Raw genomic sequence first — 17,963 nt, 5'->3', positions numbered from 1 at the left:
CGAACCTTCTTATAGTGTGTCTTATCCAATTGAAACCGTGATGTGACCCAACCTGGTTTGTGGTTGAGTGGGGTGTGTTTTTGTGAATTGTTTAAGCCTTGAATATCAAGGTACGTTTATTTGAAGGAACTGGTATGAAGAAAATGATTGCGCCGCTGATGCTGGCATTGATCGCAGGTAACAGCTACGCCGCAGGTGTTGGCGTACGTGCGGGTACGACGGGTTTGGGTGGCGATGTCGCTTGGGATATCTTCCCCACATTTTCGGCGCGGGTTGGCTTTAGCGCATTGAATCTCAATGGCACGGTAAAAGAGTCGAACATCGATTACAACGCGCGCATGAAGCTCAACAACCTAAGTGGTCTGATCGACTGGCATCCCTTGGGACCTTTCCGTCTGACCGCAGGCTTGGTTGCTTCCGGGAATAAGTTCTCTCTGAAAGGCAAGCCAACCAATGGCAACTTCCAGCTCAATGGCAACACCTATAATGCGGACGGTGTCGTCATTAATGGTGATGTCAAGGCCAAGAACCGCGTTGCGCCATATTTTGGTGTGGGTTACGGCAATGTGTCGGGTGCAGGGGTGAACTTCTACGGCGACCTGGGCGTGATTCTGCAAGGCGGTGCGAAAGCCAATCTGAATGTGAGCTGCGGTAATCTGCCAGCAGCCCAGTGTATCAACATCCGCAATGACCTCGAATCAGAGCGTCGCAAGCTTGAGGATGGCTTGAAGGGCTTCAAGGCTTGGCCTGTGTTGAACGTGGGCCTGACTATTGGCTTTTGATAGAAATGTCACTTCAATGTGATTGTCAGCGTTGTCTGTCGCTTGGCAATGTGAAAACGGCGACCGATTGGTCGCCGTTTTTATGCGTGTAACAAAAGCTTTTTGGCGTTTAGCAATCAACTTCACTGATCGAACTACCACGAAAATTCATCGCTGCTCGGCCCAGGTTCAGCCGCGCGGACTTTGGAACATTTCTCACCATTAGCGTGGCGTTGTCTCCTTCACCCTTCTCGCGCATCGATGCTGAGCGAACACCTTGCTGCCTGAGTGTTTCCAGCCGACGTTGTGCAGCCTCACGCGTTGAATAAAGACCCAACGACACGGCACGGCTCCATTGTGAGCCATCGTTGACCACAAAGAAGTCCGAGATACCGAGAGCCTTGAGCTCCTCTGTTTTTTTCTGGGCATCTTCCAGAGAGGGGCGGGGTGCGATATAGACCCAGAAACGTGTTGGGTTCGCGGCTTCGTTATTGATCAGTTTTATTTCCCCCCCCAGTTGCAGCGCAGCCAGCTTTTTACGGGCATTGGGCAGGTCGGCAGCCAATAACCCATGCCAAGCAAAACATCCCATTGGGCCAGGAGAGGCTGCCGGCTTTGCCTCAGGTTTCGGCTCCGGTTTTTTGGGGGGGGCGGCATCGGGTGGTGTAATCCCACCAGGAGGGGCGTTTTCGCCAGACTTCTTATCGCCTCCGGCAATCTGGACTTCATTGAATGCGATCTGCTTTAGCTGATCGGCATTGATTTCCTTGCTGCGCCAGTCAACGGACTGCACAGGGGTTTCCAGTTGGGTGTACCCATAGAACAGCAGATTGCCGATGAGTAGCAGTACAAACAGCCATTTCATTACTGGGTTTCCTGGGTAGGGTCGAGTTGCGCCAGACAATTCAGCCCGCGCAGTACCAGATTATCGATGGGCATCAGTTGTTCGGCCAGCGCAGGTGTTAACTTGCTTGTAATAAGAGGAGCATCACCGCCCGACAGGACGATGCGGACAGTACGGCCGGTTCGTTGCGTCAGCAGTGCGTATTGCCCGGCGATGGCGCCAGCTAACGCCGCGAGCGCACCATTGACGATGGCTTCTCCGGTGGATTGGGGGAAGGCAGCGGTTGTTCCCTCAGGCAGGCCAAGGTCTGCAGTGCCGTGTGCCAGTGATTCACGCATCAGGCGAAAACCCGGGGTGATGATGCCGCCAAGAAAGTCGCCCTCTGCTATGACGGCGTCCACTGTCATGGCGGTGCCGGCCATCACAACCAACAGGTCGCCAGTGCTTGACGAACGGGCACCGATCATTGCAGCCCAACGATCGGAACCGAGCTGGCTTGGTTCGCGGTATTGATTATGCAGCCCAGTTTCCGTTGGCTTGCTTTGCAGCCATTCCAGCTGATGTTGCGGGAACAATGCTGCGATACTGGCTGCTACCGTAGTGCCTGCCACATTGCTGCCAAGAATACGTGTCGGGGCAGGTAGATTGGCCAGATGGGCCTGGAATGTATCCAGCGTGGCATAGTCGGCAATACCTTCCGCCAGCCATTGACTGCCAGATACCAGTGCCCATTTCAGTCGCGTGTTGCCAGCATCCAATAGTAAAACCGCACTCATACCACACTCCGCAAGCTGACTTCGCCGCTGTGAAATTGCTGCTCGCCACCCGGCGTTTCGAAGCGCAGTGCGCCATGGTTGCTTACACCACGGGCAATGCCTTGCAGGACATCGCCACTCGGCATCAATAGTCTGACAGTCTGGTTTTGCATGGCATGGCATGCTTCCCACTCATCGCGGAGGGGAGCGAAGCCATGGCGTTCGAATGCGGGCAGCAGGCTTGCCAGTTCGGTCAGGATAGCGGCCAGCAAAGTATTGCGGTCTGCCCTGTAGCCTAGCGTATGCAGCGCTTCGGCGGCTTGGTCGAGCGCTTTGCGTGCATTATCGCGTAAGCCGACATTCAGCCCGATACCGATAACGACTGCAGAAGGGCCGAGCGCGTCGCCGGAAAGCTCGATGAGGATGCCGCCCAGCTTGCCGCCAGGGGCTACGATGTCATTGGGCCATTTGAGCATTGCACCATTCACACCATGTTTCTGCAGGGCCCGTATAACGGCCAGTCCAACTGCCAGGCTGAGGCCGGACAAGTCGGCCACGCCCAGATTGAAGCGCCACAACAGCGAGAACATCAGCGTGTCGCCCGGTGCACCATGCCAAGCCCGGCCACGGCGACCACGCCCTGCGGTTTGACGCTCTGCGGCATAACAAAGGCCGGATGGCGCGCCAGTATGGGCTTTGGCCATCAAGGCGAGATTGGTCGAGTCGATCTCATCAAAGCAATGCAGGTCAAAAAACCGGGCGTTTTCCGCAAGATGGCGGGCAACCACGGTTTCATCGACCCAATCGAGCGGATGAGCAAGCTTATAGCCGCGGCTTTTTACTGCTTGAACCTCTACCCCCATTTCGGCGGCGCCCTTGAGCGCAAGTGAAACCGACGCGCGCGATACGCCTAGTACTTCGGCCAGTTGTGGGCCGGGGCGGAAATCTTCATGCGACAGAAGACGCAGCAGGGGGAAGGGGCTCATGCGGGGGCTCGTGTGAGGCGTGCATACAGTACGGCGAAACAGAATACCCACACACTAAGCGCCACTTCCATCAGGGCCAGGTAACGCAGCGCGCCACTATCGCTCCAGCCACGCATCACACCCTCGATAAACCAGATCAGGATGAACATGGACAGCCATTGATAGGTATAGCGCCGGCCGCGCAATACGCCGGGCAACGGGAGAAGCAGTGGTAGGGCTTTTACCCAGAGCAGCGAACCGGGTCGTAATGGAGCAAGCCAAGCTTCCCATAGGAAACACAGGACCAGCAGGGCCAGCATGCCTGCGAGCGTACTGTTACGGCTCAGGCGGACCAGATCGTTGGTATTCAGTGCGGCGGTCATCATAAAGGGCAGGCCAGTTTCACAGCGGTTTCCGCCAAGCGTTTACCTAGTGCCATGGCGAGCGCTTTTTCGTGTTCATCGACAGCGCGGCGGCCATCATGACCGGCCACATGGCTTGCGCCATAGGGGGTGCCGCCACCTTCTGTGAGCGTCAGCCCCGGTTCGCTGTAGGGGATGCCGAGCACGCACATACCATGGTGCAGCAAGGGCAGCATCATGGTGAGCAGGGTGGATTCATTCCCGCCGTGTGGGCTGCTGGTACTGGTAAAGACGGCGGCGGGTTTGCCGACCAGCGTACCGGCCAACCAGTCGCTGCTTGTACCGTCGAGAAAGTATTTGAGCGGTGCTGCCATGTTGCCAAAACGGGTCGGGCTGCCCAGCGCCAAGCCAGAGCACTCCTTCAGGTCGCTCAGTTCCACATAAGGGGCGCCGGCATCCGGCACGGCAGGTTCCACAGCTTCCACTACAGTGGAGACTGCCGGTACGGTGCGCAAGCGGGCATTGCAGCCCGGCACCGATTCAACACCACGGGCGACAAGCTGGGCGAGTTGCTTGGTAGCACCGTGACGTGAGTAATAGAGGATCAGGATATCGGCCATGCGGCATCTTCAAGAAGACAATAAAGGCAGGATTATAGGGCTTTGCCATCTGGCATATTTCATGGATAGTCGTGACCATTTCAGAATCGTTGCTTTCACCGTATGACCAGACTGTCTGACTATCGTCGCAAAGTCACTTCCCGCTTACCGGCACCGCTGGATTTCGCGCTTTTCGTACTGCGCCGCCTGCGGGATGACCGCTGCCTGGAAGCCGCCGGCAGCCTGACATTCACCACCTTGCTAGCATTGGTGCCGTTCCTGACTATCGCCTTGACGGTAGTGTCGGCATTCCCGATGTTTGACGATGTCTCCAGCCAGGTACGGATATTTCTATTGAAAAATCTGGTGCCCGATTCCGCTGGCAAAGTGATTACCGGGCCGATGCGCCAATTTACCGAGAATACCGGCAAGCTCACGGCAGTTGGTATGGCTACGTTGGGTGTGACGGCACTGGCCATGATGGCGACCATAGACCGCGCATTCAACCGTATCTGGCGCATTCGCCGCCAGCGCCCCTGGATGTTGAAGACATTGACCTATTGGGGCGTGTTGACGCTGGGGCCGATATTGCTGGGCGTGGGGCTTACGTTGACTGGGTGGATATCCGGCAAGGCCGGGGGGGATGGTGGCTTCGCGACGCTGATGCAGGGCAGTGGCTTTGCGCTGGCATTGCTCGGTTTCACCTTGTTGTATCGCGTAGTGCCCAATTGCCCGGTTCCGCAAAGCCACGCTGTTACCGCTGCGTTTTTCAGCACTTTGTCGCTGACGTTGATGAAGGGTTTGTTCGGCCTTTACATCAAGAAATTCGCCACCTTCAAATTGGTTTACGGCGCATTTGCCAGTCTGCCTATCTTTTTGCTCTGGTTGTACCTGATCTGGGTGATTGTATTGGCGGGAGCCGTATTAAGTGCGAGCCTGTCTTATTGGCATGGGGAGGCATGGCGTAAACGGGCTGACCCCGGCCAGCGTTTATACGATGCAGTACGTTTGTTATTGAAGTTGGAAGAAGCTCGCGAACAGGGTGCGGCACCCAGCTTGGGCCGCCTACGTCGTGCGCTGGCACTGGGGCAGGATGAATTGCATGAATTGCTTGAACTCTTGTCCATGCGAGGTTGGGTGCAGTCCACCCGCAGCGATGGATGGCTATTGGGTTGCCCATTGGAGCGCATTACGCTGCAGGCGCTTTACCATCTGCTGATTGCCCGACCGGTTGTACCGCCGCGGGCTGCTGACGGGTTGCATGTTGTACTGTCTGAAAGGTTCGATCTGATCAACCAGACATTGGAGGTGAATCTAGCCGAGCTGGCCAAACTGAGGTATCGCAAAGATGCCGAGCATGTCGCCCAGGCTGAAGCTCTGACGCCCTTGGGGTAGGTGCTGGTTCACAACAGACTTGGTATTGGTACGATCTGTCATGAGCAGCTGTCAGCAGGGTGCAGAGCAGCACAGAAACCGGAATGTACTTGTGTACATGAGGCTTTCGAGCTGCACATAACCCCTGAATTCGGCTGCGTAATAAAAAACTGTCCAAAGTCTCGCGAGCTAAAGCAAGACAAGGCGAAAATGCCCGAGGAAGCGGAGTTTACTAATAGTAAATGAGCATTCCGAGGGGATTTTCAACGCCGTATTGCCGACGCGCAGCAGACTTGAGCTGGTTCTAAGAACCTGTTTACGATCTGTTGCGAGCAGCTGTCAGCAGGGTGCAGAGCAGCGCAGAAACCGGAATGTACTTGTGTACATGAGGCTTTCGAGCAGCACATAAGCCCTGATCACGGCTGCACAGTAAGATCGTGGATAGATTCTAAGCGCTAACGGTATATTCAAACAGATCAAACCCCACCGCCTGCTCAACCAAACGGGAAGCCTGCACCAGCTGCTCGCCATCGTTGGTGTAAATGGCCAGTTCACGATTGGGTGTAAAGGTGCCGCGTGGTGCAAGAATCAGTGATGACTGCTTGATGGCGGGTATTTCTGGCAGTTGTAGACAAGGCTGCAGTGTTCCGCCCGTATGCGCCACGGTAGGTCGTAACATACCTGAGTTGCCATGCGGGGCGAGCACCTGGATGCCGACTTCTACAGCATCGCCAAGCTCCGTGGTTTGCATCCAGCGTACGCAGCCCACCATCCAATCTTCCACTCCCTGACTGCGTAGACCGACAACATCGCCGACGCGGTAGATGCCATGCTGGGGAATCGGCTTCAGTCTCAGTGCAAAGCCCCCTGGGCTTTCGTTCAATACGACCCAGTTGTCCGGTTGGGTGTGCTCGCCATCCTGGAAGGTCAGTTGCCTTTCTTCAGAAGGTAGACCGCCGTCGAGTAGCAGCGGCTCGAACAGCGGCTGGGCGTTGTTCAGTTGATAGTTGGTCATGCGAAGGCCGCCGGTCATCTGTACCGGGCTGTTGGCGCGTATGCGTTGAAATACCCGTTTGGGAGAAATGCTCCACTGGCGGGATACGCGACGCAATAGGTCCATCCATGCCTGTGCTTTGCTGCGGTCGCTGGCGGTAGGGAATTTCTGCTCAACAGAATGCAGCGCTTTTTGCAGCAACTTTGCCATCTCGATGGTAACGAGCATGATGGAATTACTGGATTCCACTTCCTGTGGACGCTGCCCAAAGAAGGCTGGAGGCTGGTCCTGGTCCAGACGCACCAGGAAAAGTCCAGCGGGGTGGGGGTGATCGTTCAAAGGCTGGAACTGGGTTGCCGAGCCATAGTTCTGGATCAGATCGTTGATCTTGTCGTGTTCGAGCGGGTGATAGCGATAGGGGTCGGACAACGCCAGCAGCAGAATCTGCTTATAGCAGCCCCCTATGGTTTTGCTTTGATGATCCGCCTCTTCCGGCCCATCGATCATCTTGTGCTGGATGGCATGGCGGAAGAGCGCATGGGTTTCCAGCCAGACGCCGGTAGGTACGGGACTGTAGCTTTTGCAACATATCCACATCAGCCGCTGGTAGGTAATCAGCAGGTGGTGAATCAGATCAGGCACATCGCGTTTGCCAAAGCCAAAGCGCGCACTCAACCGTTCGAGCAACACCAGCTTGTAGCCATTGGCCAGTTCCAATTGCAGATTGCGCGCCAGAATGGCGGCATGTTTGGCTTTTTCCTTTGCCGGCGCGGTGGCGGATGCATAAGTGGCTTCCAACGGAACATCGAGCATGTTGATGTTCGTCTGATATTGCTCGAGCAGCTTGAGGCGGTTGTCGCCATCAAGCCGGATGCGGTTCAGCGTTGTCAGTGCATCGAAGATAGCGCGCGCTGTCTCGGCCGCATTAGCGGATGACAGGGAGACCAGCCAGGCTTTCAGGGCCTGGGGATTGGTTTCGACGGCAATGGAGCGGCCGGTAATGGGTTCCGGCACACGTAGAGCAATTGACATGGATATCTGCAGTGGAGGTGCGCTTGTTTTGTAATTAAAGGATACGAGTGGCTTGCTGGCAGAATTATGTTGCTACCGTTTATTGAAACCCGCTTTGAACAGGTTCCCATAATGCTGTTGTGGGTGGGCTGCCATCCCCTTTGGTAACTGCCCACCACTGAGCACCTAGCTTATGTTTTCGTCGAGCAACGTGAGCAAGGTAGTAAAGACTTGCTGCAATTCTGCGACGGTAACCACGTAAGGTGGCATTAAATAAATCGTACTGCCAATGGGTCGTAATAGCACACCATGTGCCAAAGCGGCGGTAAACAGTCTACCGGCGAACCCCGGTTGAGTATCGGTGACATCAAATGCCCAGATCATGCCCAGCTGACGTGCATTTCGTACGCGTGGGTGTGCGCTAAGCCGTGCAAAGTCAGGCGCAACGATTGAAGCCTTTTGTCGGTTGGTGGCCAAGACGTCTTCGTCTTTGAAGATGTGCAGGACCTCCAACGCGGCACGACATGCCAGGGCATTGCCTGTGTAACTATGACTATGTAAAAAGCCCCGGCTTACATCATCAGCGTAGAAGGCTGCGTAGATTTCGTCAGTGGTAAGTACTGCCGATAGTGGCAGATAGCCACCAGTAATGCCTTTCGATAAGCAGATGAGATCGGGCTTGATGCCGGCATGCTCACAGGCGAACAGGGTACCGGTACGTCCAAAACCCATTGCGATTTCGTCGGCAACCAGATGTACGTTGTATTCGTCACAGAGTTCGCGTACACGACGCAAATAAACCGGATGGTACATCGCCATACCTGCCGCGCCCTGGCAGAGCGGTTCGACAATAAAGGCCGCCAGATCGGTGGCATGTTGCTTGAACAGAGCCTCCAATTGATCGGCTGCCCGTAGTGCATAGGCTTCGGCACTTTCGCCCAGTTCAGCCAGACGCCAGTCAGGTGACATCACCCGGTGTGTTTCCCGCAGCAATGGTGCGTAGGTCGCGCTGAACAGCGGTACGTCCGTTACGCTTAGCGCCCCAAGAGTTTCGCCGTGGTAACTATTTTTCAGGCTGACAAACCCTGTTTTCTTCTCCTGACCACGATTGCGCCAGTAGTGGTAGCTCATCTTCAGAGCGATTTCGGTCGCACTTGCGCCATCCGAGCCGTAGAATGCGTGACCCAAACCAGTCAGTTCACCGAGTTTTTCTGATAACTCCACGACGGGTTTTTGAGTAAAGCCTGCCAGAATCACGTGTTCCAGCGTATTCATCTGGTCCATCAACGCAACGTTGATGCGAGGGTTGGCGTGCCCAAACAGGTTTACCCACCAGCTGCTGACACCGTCGAGGAATCGCCGGCCTTCAAAGTCGATGAGCCATGCACCCTCTCCCCGTGCGATAGGAACAATGGGTAGCTGCTCGTGCTGTTTCATTTGTGTACAGGGGTGCCAGACGGCCCGACGGCTGCGAGCCAGCCAATCCTGATTGTGCTGTGACATGTGTTCTCTCTCCTTGTGCGGTGGCATTTCTACCTGTGCACAAAAGTACTGTAAATAAAGCGTTTCCCAGATTCAGTGCATCGCTTTGTGGCGTGTGGATCGCATTGGTGCGGCATCTGCATATAAGGGATGTACTTTTGGGTGATGACGAGCGATGTACTACGGGGGCGTTCGATGACCCATCGGCACAAACCATAGATTTGCAGCAGGGCGTGGACAGACATGGGAAGCAATATGTTCCGCCGATGCGTCTGGGTTTCTAGGGATGGCCTAGGCATTGCTAACCATGAATTGTTTCCCTCCAGGCTCTGCAGGCCCCGCCTATTGCCAGATGCGCAAACCGTTGGCTGAATAGGTGGTACAAGCGATAGCAAACATCCCTACCGTAGGCGAATAAGCAGCTTTGCCGTAGCCTGCAAGGCGTTTTCTGCTTTCGAAAGATATAAAAGATGAATCGACGCTGGCTGATGTTGGCGGCTTTGGGATGCGGTAGCGGTGTGGCTCTGGGGGCATTTGCCGCGCACGGCTTGCAGGCAACGCTGTCGCCAGCCCATTTGACAGTGTTCCAAACCGGGGTGCATTACCAGTTTATCCATAGCCTCGCCTTACTGGTGCTGGCCGGTTATAGCGAACGGCTGGGCAGATTGGGGCAGTGGGCTGCCAATGCTTTCGTGGCTGGCGTCGTATTGTTCTCCGGCAGTCTCTATCTACTTACGCTTACCGCAACACCGAAGTTGGGCATGATCACTCCGCTCGGTGGCTTGGCGTTCCTCTTTGGTTGGGGGTGCCTGTTTGTGGCGGGTTGGCGCAAGGTCAGTTAAGAGCCTATTCAAAGTGTATAAAGACTTAAGGCCTGTTTACGATCTGTCGCGAGCAGTTGTCAGCAGGGTGCAGAGCAGCGCAGAAACCGGAGTGTACTTTTGTACATGAGGATTTCGAGCAGCACATAAGCCCTGATCACAGCTGCGCAGTAAGATCGTAAGCAGGTTCTTATGAGGTGTTGGTGTCATTACGCGCAAGGTATCTGTACAGCGTGCTGCGATGAATACCTAACTGCTTGGCAGCAGCATTGACGCCCCCTTTATGGTTGGCCAGCGCTGTGGCTATGGCATCGTGCGTCAAAGCTGTCAGGTTCTGGGTTGGCTGAACTTCTGGTCGGATGGTTGCGGGTAAATCGGCAATGGTAAGCGTACTGCCTGGGTCAGCCAATGCAATCAACGTGCGCAGTGTGCTGACCAGTTCGCGTATGTTGCCGGGCCACGCATGCTGCAATAAGGCTTGGCGGGCAGCGAGGTCGAGCTGTAAGCCATTGGCTGTCCCCCCGAGCTTTGTAAATAACTCATCCAGCAGCTTGGCCTTGTCGTCACGTAGGCGCAGTGAGGGGAGTTCAATATCGAATTCACGCAGGCGAAAAAGGAGATCGGCCCGGAACTGACCTGTAGCAACCAATTCGTTAAGATTGCGGTGTGTGGCGCAGATCAGCCCGAAGTCGACCCGCACCGTCTTTCCGCCACCTAATGGGGTGACCGTTTTGTCCTGCAACACACGTAACAACCTTGCTTGCAGGGCAAGCGGCATGTCGCCTATTTCATCCAGGAACAATACACCGCCCACGGCCTCCCGTACCCGGCCGGGCATGCCGCGCTTGCGTGCGCCACTGAAGGCGCCTTCTTCGTAACCGAACAATTCCGATTCGATCAGGTTTTCTGGCAGTGCGGCACAGTTAACCGCGACAAACGGCCCCTGTTGTCGTTGACTGGCGGTATGCAGCTGGCGTGCAAACACTTCTTTTCCTACGCCGGTTTCACCCTGCAAGAGGATGCTCAGCCCGGTATTGAATACTCGCACCCCTTTATCGAGTAGCAGTTTCAATGGGTTTAACGTCGTATGGGTCGGCTTAAGATTGGCAGTAGTAATGCGTGGGGGCGCATTTACCCAATGCCCGATCAGTGCCAAACCGGTATGGGTATGAAAGGTCTGCGATTGGCTTCCCCGATGGCTGGCCGGCGGTTTGCAGAACCAGTCTGTCAGGGATGAACCAATCAACTGGGTACGTTGGGTAGCAAGCAGATGCAGGGCACTGTCGTTAGCGTGGATGATATGGTCGTTATCGATGACCAATACACCTTCCCTGTAGCTGCCGGAGAGCGGGGATGGGCAACGAAAATGTAAGCGGGGCAGGGGGCCTGCGCTCTCAACCAACAACTGGTATTCCACCAAGCCTGCAGCGAGCCGCAACATTGATGGCATACCGGCAGGCAATCGACCTGCCTTGCAGGATATGTCTAGGACACCGGCCAAGTTGCCATCTGCCCCAAGCAATGGGGTGGCTGTGCAGCTCAGGATACGATTACTGTCTAGATAGTGTTCTGCTCCAGAGACCACGATAGCGCTACGTTCGGCCAGTGCAGTACCAATCGCGTTGGTGCCTTTGCTTGCTTCCGACCAATTATTCCCTGGTTTGAGCGCCACCCGGTTGGCATTACTTAAAAAAGCAAGATCGCCAGCTGTATCCAGAATCAGCCCATCTGGCGCGGCCAGGGCTACCATGCCGCCAAACTGTAATACTTCCGCCATCAATCGTTCTTGTACAGGCTGGATCGCGCGGCAAAGCGCGGTATGACGTTCCTGGTGTTCACGCAATTGCAGTTTTGTCAGTACGGGATCAGGTACTGTAGTCCGTATCAACATGCTACTTCGTTGCCAGGAGCGCAGAATCGCATCCGGTACGCTCCCGGCCGGTAATTCTCCACGATCAAAAAACCGTTGGCGAGCCAGGGATAACAATGTGCTGTTGGCGTTTGGCACAGCATTCTCCTCGTCACATTGTCGCTTGCAATGTCTGTGCGACATGTTTTTGTCGCAGTCTGCGACAGGCAAATCTATTCATTTGCAGCCGATTATGGGGCTAGCGGTTGTGGCGTGTTGGCGATCTAGGGGACGGCGAGGGAATACTTATTTTTTATCAGGGTGTTAGTAACGTTGTATTTATGCCTTTGCCAAGGTGGCATGTTTGCTGCGATCTCTTATCTGCTGCGCATTGGGCGTACGCATAAAAAAATAGGGGACCCTCATGCATGCTCTCGAGCCGGGCCAATTTGGTCAGACCGCTCTCTTTAAATCCCGCTACGGCAATTACATCAATGGTCAGTGGGTTGAGCCGCTGAGTCGCCAGTATTTCGAAAACATCACACCGATTACCGGTAGGGCATTCTGCGAGGTCCCCAGGTCGAACGAAGCTGATATCGAACGCGCGCTGGACGCAGCACATGCGGCGAAGCAAGCATGGGGAAAAACATCCACTACGGTTCGTTCAGGCATTCTGCTGAAGATTGCCGACCGTATGGAGGCGAATCTGGAACGGCTTGCGACTGCTGAGACATGGGATAACGGGAAGCCGATTCGTGAGACCTTGGCAGCAGATATCCCGCTGGCAATCGATCATTTCCGCTATTTCGCAGGTTGTTTGCGCGCCGAGGAGGGTAGTATCGGCGAGATAGACCATACCACTTACGCCTATCACTTTCGCGAACCGTTAGGTGTTGTCGGGCAAATCATCCCATGGAATTTCCCGATATTGATGGCGGCTTGGAAGCTTGCCCCAGCCTTGGCAGCAGGTAATTGCGTGGTGCTTAAGCCAGCAGAGCAGACGCCGGCATCCATTCTGGTATTGCTGGAGATTATTGGCGATCTGTTGCCGCCGGGTGTGCTGAATGTAGTGAATGGCTTTGGGTTGGAGGCTGGTAAGCCGCTTGCGTCCAGTAAGCGTATTGCCAAGATCGCTTTTACCGGCGAGACCAGTACCGGGCGGCTGATCATGCAGTATGCCAGCCAGAATCTGATACCCGTAACGTTGGAGTTGGGTGGGAAGTCGCCAAACATCTTTTTCGGTGATGTATGCGCCAAGGACGACCGCTATCTGGACAAAGCCGTCGAAGGCTTCGTGATGTTCGCCTTGAACCAGGGGGAAGTCTGTACCTGTCCGTCACGTTCGCTTGTTCATGAGTCCATCTACGATCAGTTCATGGAAAAAGCCCTCAAGCGTGTAGCTGTAATTAAACAAGGCAACCCACTGGAACGTGACACCATGATTGGTGCCCAGGCATCGCAAGAGCAGTTGGACAAGATACTGGGCTATATGGATATCGGGCGGGCAGAGGGTGCGCAGTGTTTGATTGGCGGTGGTCGCCAGATGCTTAGTGGGCCGCTGGAAGGCGGGTACTACGTAAAGCCAACTGTATTCGCTGGCCACAACAAGATGCGTATCTTCCAGGAGGAAATTTTCGGTCCAGTGCTTTCGGTCACCAAATTCCGCGATGAAGAGGAAGCGATCCATATCGCCAATGACACAAGTTTTGGCTTAGGGGCAGGGCTATGGACGCGTGACATGAACACGGCGTTTCGCGTTGGACGTGCCGTAGAAGCTGGCCGGGTATGGACCAACTGCTACCACGCTTATCCCGCCCACGCGGCGTTTGGTGGCTACAAACAGTCTGGTATTGGGCGTGAGAATCACAAGATGATGCTTGATCATTACCAACAAACGAAAAATCTGTTGGTCAGCTATAGCGAAGACCCGCTCGGGTTCTTTTAAGAACCTGTTTAGAGTCTTGCAAGCTAATGCAAGACAAGGCGAAAACAACTGAGGAAGCGGAGTTTACATAGGGTAAATGAGCATTCCGAGGATGTTTTCGACGCCGTACTACTGACGTGCAGCAGACTTTGAACAGGTTCTAAGAAACTATCCAAGCTGTAATTACGCTACATCGCCCCGACGTTCTTAGCAGTATTGGGATGTCGGGGCTTTATGCATTGGGTCCTTCACATGTGGACAACTAGCTACAGGTAAATAGTTTGAGCCTTAAAAGGGCCTTGCTATTCGGCAATACTGGCTTGAGTGGCATATAAAGTAAGCCAGCCCTTTGTCTAACGCGGCATAGACCGGATATCGGTAATTGGCGGGGTTAAATGAAATGCCGTTGGTGTGTTGGATTGCAACGCTTGTCAGGCCGATGCGGAGCATTTTAACCATTGCTCATACTATGTTTTCGAAACGCCGGCAAGGCCAAATGCACTGCCGACTGTGGTTTATCCAAGCCATCAAATAGATGACCTTGAACAGCTATTCCCCTGGACGGTTGTAGAAAGTGAGGAATCCACGATGCGTAAGTTCAAGATCAAGCCACTGTGTACGTTTGTTGGAATGGCGTTCTTACTTAATTCCGTCGAGGTACTGGCTGCAGAGCCCTATCCTTCACTGCCTCCGACACTTTCCACATCTGTTGCGCCAAATATCGTCCTGCTAATCGATAACTCAGCCAGTATGCTGCAGGATAGCCAGAATCAATGGATGCGTGCAGCGGATTGTTATGGGAATCCGGACGCTAATTGGCCAAATTGCATCAATTATAATGTAAATCAATGGCGTACTAATCTGGACAGCGCCACGATAACACCCAACACAAAAATGAATATTGCTAAACGGGTGGCTACTTCACTGATTAAGAATAATCAGTCGCTTGGTTGGGGAATATTCTCTTTTGATGTAAAAGATGATACTACGATTGGTGGTAATGAGCGTACCGAGTCAGGTATCCTGCGTAATTCGGTACTTATACCGGAAGAAAAAACCTATGGTACTAGTAATTTAGATATTCTGACTAGTTCAATAAGTAATATAAAGGCGAGAACGGCAACACCATTAGGTGAAGCCATGCTAGAAGTAACACGTTACTTTGCTGGGGATTCCTCATACTATTCGAAAATATCAGGTAATTACACTAGTCCTATTAAATATAGGTGTCAGAAAAACTTTGTTATTGTAATAACGGATGGTGATGCTTCAGGTGAGGATAATCTTCCGGGCAGTGGTAGAGTGGCATTACCCTATATTACTTATGACTCTAGCAATAAACAGGTTAACAAGAATTTCTCTGTATGCACAGCTGCAAGTGCAGATTGTCCTGCTGTTTTAGAAGGTGCAACAGTCGCACGAGACTTTGGTAATACTGGAAATCGATTCCGGGCGTTGCGTGATGTGGTGAAGTATGCAGCAGATGCTGACTTCAAGACATCTGGGTTCGATTTGGATGGAAAGTCATTCAATGATGAGGCATTTAAAAAGCAAAGCTTGCAAACCTATACCATTGGCTTTGGTGTCACAAATGAAGTGCTGCCAGCAGCTGCTACTGTGGGTGGGGGTAAATATTTTACGGCAGACAATGAAGCATCTCTCACCGCTGCACTGACAGACGCAGTTTCTGGTATTAAGGCTTCGATTTCTAATGCCGGTGGTTTGGCTGTGGAGTCAGCGATTAAATCTGCAAGTAACTATGTGTATCAACCAGTATTTAATCCGGATGGGTGGTATGGAGAGCTACGTCGTTACCCAATTTCAGAAGCTGGGGTGATTGACCTTACTACTAAAGTAGAGGCCGGGGCTATTTTAAATGCGCGTAATGTATCAAGTATTGCTGCTAGAAAAATATATTCTGCTAAAACGGAGTCTGGTGTAACAAAGTCATTTGAGTTTAATGATTCTGCGGGATTAACAGCGATGTTACCCGCTCAGAAAACCTTACTAGGTACCACTACTGCCGAACAGCAGCAGATAATACGCTTTCTGCGGGGTAGCAAAACTGAAGCAGGGCTGCGTACGCGTGTTAGCTTGTTAGGCGATATTATTGATAGTCAACCGGTCTTTGTTGGGCCACCAGTGGCCTTCTCAACAGACCCGACTTATGAATCATTCAAAGCTGCTCAGAAAAGCCGTGGTATGGTTTTTATCGGGGCGAATGATGGAATGATGCATGGTTTTAATACTAGTCAGATGTCTGAGGTGGTTGGTTATATCCCCTCAATGATCTATCCAAAGCTAAAAACACTTGCTAATCCAGAGTATGGGAAGATTGCAGCACCTCATGTTTATCATGTTAATGGTAATACGGTAACTGCTGATATCAAGGTTGGGAGTGATTGGCGTACTTTATTAGTTGGCGGATTAGGTCAGGGGGGGCAGGGCTACTTTGCCTTAGATGTGACCAGTGAAGTTAATTTTGCTAATGCAACAGATACCGTTAAATGGGAATGGAACGATCAGAAGGATACCCAAGTTGGTTATTCATTTGGGACGCCGATTATTTATAATGTCCGGACTTCTAGTCTAGGTACGACACCGGCAGTGATTTTAACAAATGGATATGAAAATGATTATGACGATACTGCGGTCGGAGGAAAGAAGGCCGCGACCAAGTCATCAGCACTCTATATCTTAAATGCGGCGACGGGTGCATTGATTAAGAAGATTGATTTACCTGCGGGTAGTACGGGATTGTCATCTCCCGCGGGATTGGATGATAAATTCGATGGTATTCTCGACTATGTGTATGCTGGTGATGAGAATGGCAATATGTGGCGCTTTGATTTGACGAGTACCGACCCTGCCCAATTCAAGGTGGCCTCTTCACCCATATTCAAGACACCGGCTGGGCAGCCGATTATTCAGCGGCCAGCTGTACTACAAGTGCTGGGTGAAGCGGCAGGTTCGGGAGAAAAACCTGTTCGTGGTAATTTGATTTTGTTTGGCACTGGTAAATTGTTGACGGATGCTGATCGACTAACCACGACAATGCAAGCATTCTATGGTGTGCTTGATATCATGGATCAAACGCCAATAACAGTGGATATGACCAAGCTGGTTGAGCAAAAGATCGATGCGACTGCGACTGCTACAGCGACAGATCAGCGATCTGGGAGCTATCGCCATGTTACCGACAATGTAATTGACTTGAAAGTGGAGCCTAGTCTGAGCTCGGTTAAGGGTTGGTATATGAACTTGCCTGTCCCGACTGAGCGTCTTGTTTCTTCACCATTGGTGTTCTCTGATAAAGTTATTTTTGGTACCGGGATCACCCAATCCAATGAGAAGTGTTTACCTGGTGGCAAAGGGTGGATAATGGGTTTGGATCCTTTGACGGGCTCGACAGTGCGCTACAAGGATAAAAAGTATAGTTTTGTCGATGTTAACAAGAGCGGGAGGTCTGATAGCGGAGATGCACTGAAGTTTGGTACAGAGACTGCATATGCTAGTGGTTATGAAGTGAATGGTATTCCGACGGAAACATCATTTATCAGTAACACGAATCCCTTTACTGATGCGGCGAATGTTATTAGTGCAGTCGGTGGGGTGTTGGGAGCGGGTGCAGGTAGTGGGGTCGCGCTAAAGGAAAGTAATACCTCAGGTGTCTATACGACCTATGTTGTTAACAACTCAGCTTCTAGCGGTGTTCTGCTTCATTGCGAGATAGGTAGCGAGAAATGTGAGTCAAACACAATTCTTCCACCAGCCAAAGGTGTCCGTATCGAGCGTGCAACATGGCGGGAGTTGATGTAAAGAGCGGGTCGAGTTAGGTTTTTCTCTAGGATCAGCTCCTTTGAGCCTGAGCAGAGAAAATTAGTGTACTAAGTGTACTCAATTTGCTGTTTGAATCTGTTCAAGATTTTTTGAGTATATGAGTCAAGAAGGCTAGGTGTTTAGTCCTACAGTGTGTTGGTCTAATCTATAGCCAGCTACGAAAGGATGACCTATGGGACAGGTTCTACATGGCAGCGCCACAACGACACCGGCAACCCGTCGAGCGATACAACATAGTCAAGCGAGCCTGAGCGCATTGGCTGCGGAGAACCGGGAGCTGCGTCGGGAGCTGGCCGAGGCCCGGATGGAACGGGACATCCTTAAAAACCGCCCACACGGCGCACCGCGTCCCTTGTGATTAGAAACACTCTGAGACGTACAC

General features: G+C 52.8%; 14 protein-coding genes. 6 read left to right on the top strand and 8 right to left on the bottom strand.

Going from position 1 to position 17,963, the window contains the following annotated elements; all coding sequences use genetic code 11:
• Positions 1-134 precede the first annotated feature (134 nt).
• The gene (locus ACUHMQ_RS09425; protein WP_445295207.1) at positions 135-782 is read left to right on the top strand and encodes a hypothetical protein; all 648 of its coding nucleotides are present in this window, start codon (positions 135-137) and stop codon (positions 780-782) included.
• 109 nt (positions 783-891) lie between these two features.
• Here ACUHMQ_RS09425 and ACUHMQ_RS09420 read toward each other — a convergent pair whose 3' ends face one another.
• Genes ACUHMQ_RS09420 through wrbA form a run of 5 tightly spaced genes read right to left on the bottom strand, consistent with a single transcriptional unit; the run spans position 892 to position 4,307 of the window.
• A complete protein-coding gene (locus ACUHMQ_RS09420) occupies positions 892-1,626 on the bottom strand; it encodes an SPOR domain-containing protein (protein WP_445295206.1) in 735 nt (244 codons plus the stop codon).
• A complete protein-coding gene (locus ACUHMQ_RS09415) occupies positions 1,626-2,381 on the bottom strand; it encodes a type III pantothenate kinase (protein WP_445295205.1) in 756 nt (251 codons plus the stop codon). The genes ACUHMQ_RS09420 and ACUHMQ_RS09415 overlap by 1 nt, the downstream gene beginning before the upstream one ends.
• Entirely contained in the window at positions 2,378-3,346 is a 969-nt protein-coding gene (locus tag ACUHMQ_RS09410; protein WP_445295204.1) for a biotin--[acetyl-CoA-carboxylase] ligase, read from the bottom strand. Before ACUHMQ_RS09410 ends, ACUHMQ_RS09415 begins: the two co-directional genes overlap by 4 nt.
• The gene (locus tag ACUHMQ_RS09405) at positions 3,343-3,711 is read right to left on the bottom strand and encodes a DUF2069 domain-containing protein (RefSeq protein ID WP_445295203.1); all 369 of its coding nucleotides are present in this window, start codon (positions 3,709-3,711) and stop codon (positions 3,343-3,345) included. Before ACUHMQ_RS09405 ends, ACUHMQ_RS09410 begins: the two co-directional genes overlap by 4 nt.
• Positions 3,708-4,307 (bottom strand): NAD(P)H:quinone oxidoreductase, encoded by a 600-nt coding sequence (gene wrbA / locus ACUHMQ_RS09400; protein ID WP_445295202.1) that lies wholly within the window; start codon positions 4,305-4,307, stop codon positions 3,708-3,710. Before wrbA ends, ACUHMQ_RS09405 begins: the two co-directional genes overlap by 4 nt.
• A 102-nt stretch (positions 4,308-4,409) precedes the next feature.
• Between wrbA and ACUHMQ_RS09395 the strand changes: the two genes are divergently transcribed.
• Entirely contained in the window at positions 4,410-5,681 is a 1,272-nt protein-coding gene (locus tag ACUHMQ_RS09395; RefSeq protein ID WP_445295201.1) for a YihY family inner membrane protein, read from the top strand.
• 427 nt (positions 5,682-6,108) lie between these two features.
• On the opposite strand, the gene ACUHMQ_RS09390 is transcribed toward ACUHMQ_RS09395, so the two are convergent.
• Positions 6,109-7,686 carry a cyclic-di-GMP receptor FimW-related protein gene (locus ACUHMQ_RS09390; protein ID WP_445295200.1) on the bottom strand — a complete coding sequence of 526 codons (1,578 nt, stop codon included), beginning with the start codon at positions 7,684-7,686 and terminating at the stop codon, positions 6,109-6,111.
• A 165-nt stretch (positions 7,687-7,851) separates the two neighbouring features.
• A complete protein-coding gene (gene bioA, locus ACUHMQ_RS09385; protein ID WP_445295199.1) occupies positions 7,852-9,168 on the bottom strand; it encodes an adenosylmethionine--8-amino-7-oxononanoate transaminase in 1,317 nt (438 codons plus the stop codon).
• A 449-nt stretch (positions 9,169-9,617) separates the two neighbouring features.
• On the opposite strand from bioA, the gene ACUHMQ_RS09380 reads away from it, so the two are divergent.
• On the top strand, positions 9,618-9,989 hold the full coding sequence (locus ACUHMQ_RS09380; RefSeq protein ID WP_445295198.1) for a DUF423 domain-containing protein: 372 nt from the start codon (positions 9,618-9,620) through the stop codon (positions 9,987-9,989).
• 169 nt (positions 9,990-10,158) lie between these two features.
• Here ACUHMQ_RS09380 and ACUHMQ_RS09375 read toward each other — a convergent pair whose 3' ends face one another.
• Positions 10,159-11,976 carry a sigma-54-dependent Fis family transcriptional regulator gene (locus ACUHMQ_RS09375; RefSeq protein ID WP_445295197.1) on the bottom strand — a complete coding sequence of 606 codons (1,818 nt, stop codon included), beginning with the start codon at positions 11,974-11,976 and terminating at the stop codon, positions 10,159-10,161.
• Positions 11,977-12,241: 265 nt separating this feature from the next.
• On the opposite strand from ACUHMQ_RS09375, the gene adh reads away from it, so the two are divergent.
• The 3 genes from adh (at position 12,242) to ACUHMQ_RS09360 (ending at position 17,939) form a co-directional block, all read left to right on the top strand.
• Entirely contained in the window at positions 12,242-13,762 is a 1,521-nt protein-coding gene (adh, locus tag ACUHMQ_RS09370) for an aldehyde dehydrogenase (protein ID WP_445295196.1), read from the top strand.
• Between the two features lie 567 nt (positions 13,763-14,329).
• Positions 14,330-17,560: a pilus assembly protein gene (locus ACUHMQ_RS09365; RefSeq protein ID WP_445295195.1), complete on the top strand. Its 3,231-nt coding sequence runs from the start codon at positions 14,330-14,332 to the stop codon at positions 17,558-17,560.
• A 193-nt stretch (positions 17,561-17,753) separates the two neighbouring features.
• Complete coding sequence (locus ACUHMQ_RS09360) at positions 17,754-17,939, top strand: hypothetical protein (RefSeq protein WP_445295249.1); 186 nt, start codon at positions 17,754-17,756, stop codon at positions 17,937-17,939.
• Positions 17,940-17,963: the final 24 nt, after the last annotated feature.

The organism is Chitinimonas violaceus (assembly GCF_052601015.1).
The sequence above is the reverse complement of the archived record's forward strand: the minus strand, read 5'-3'. Positions and strand labels throughout refer to the sequence as shown.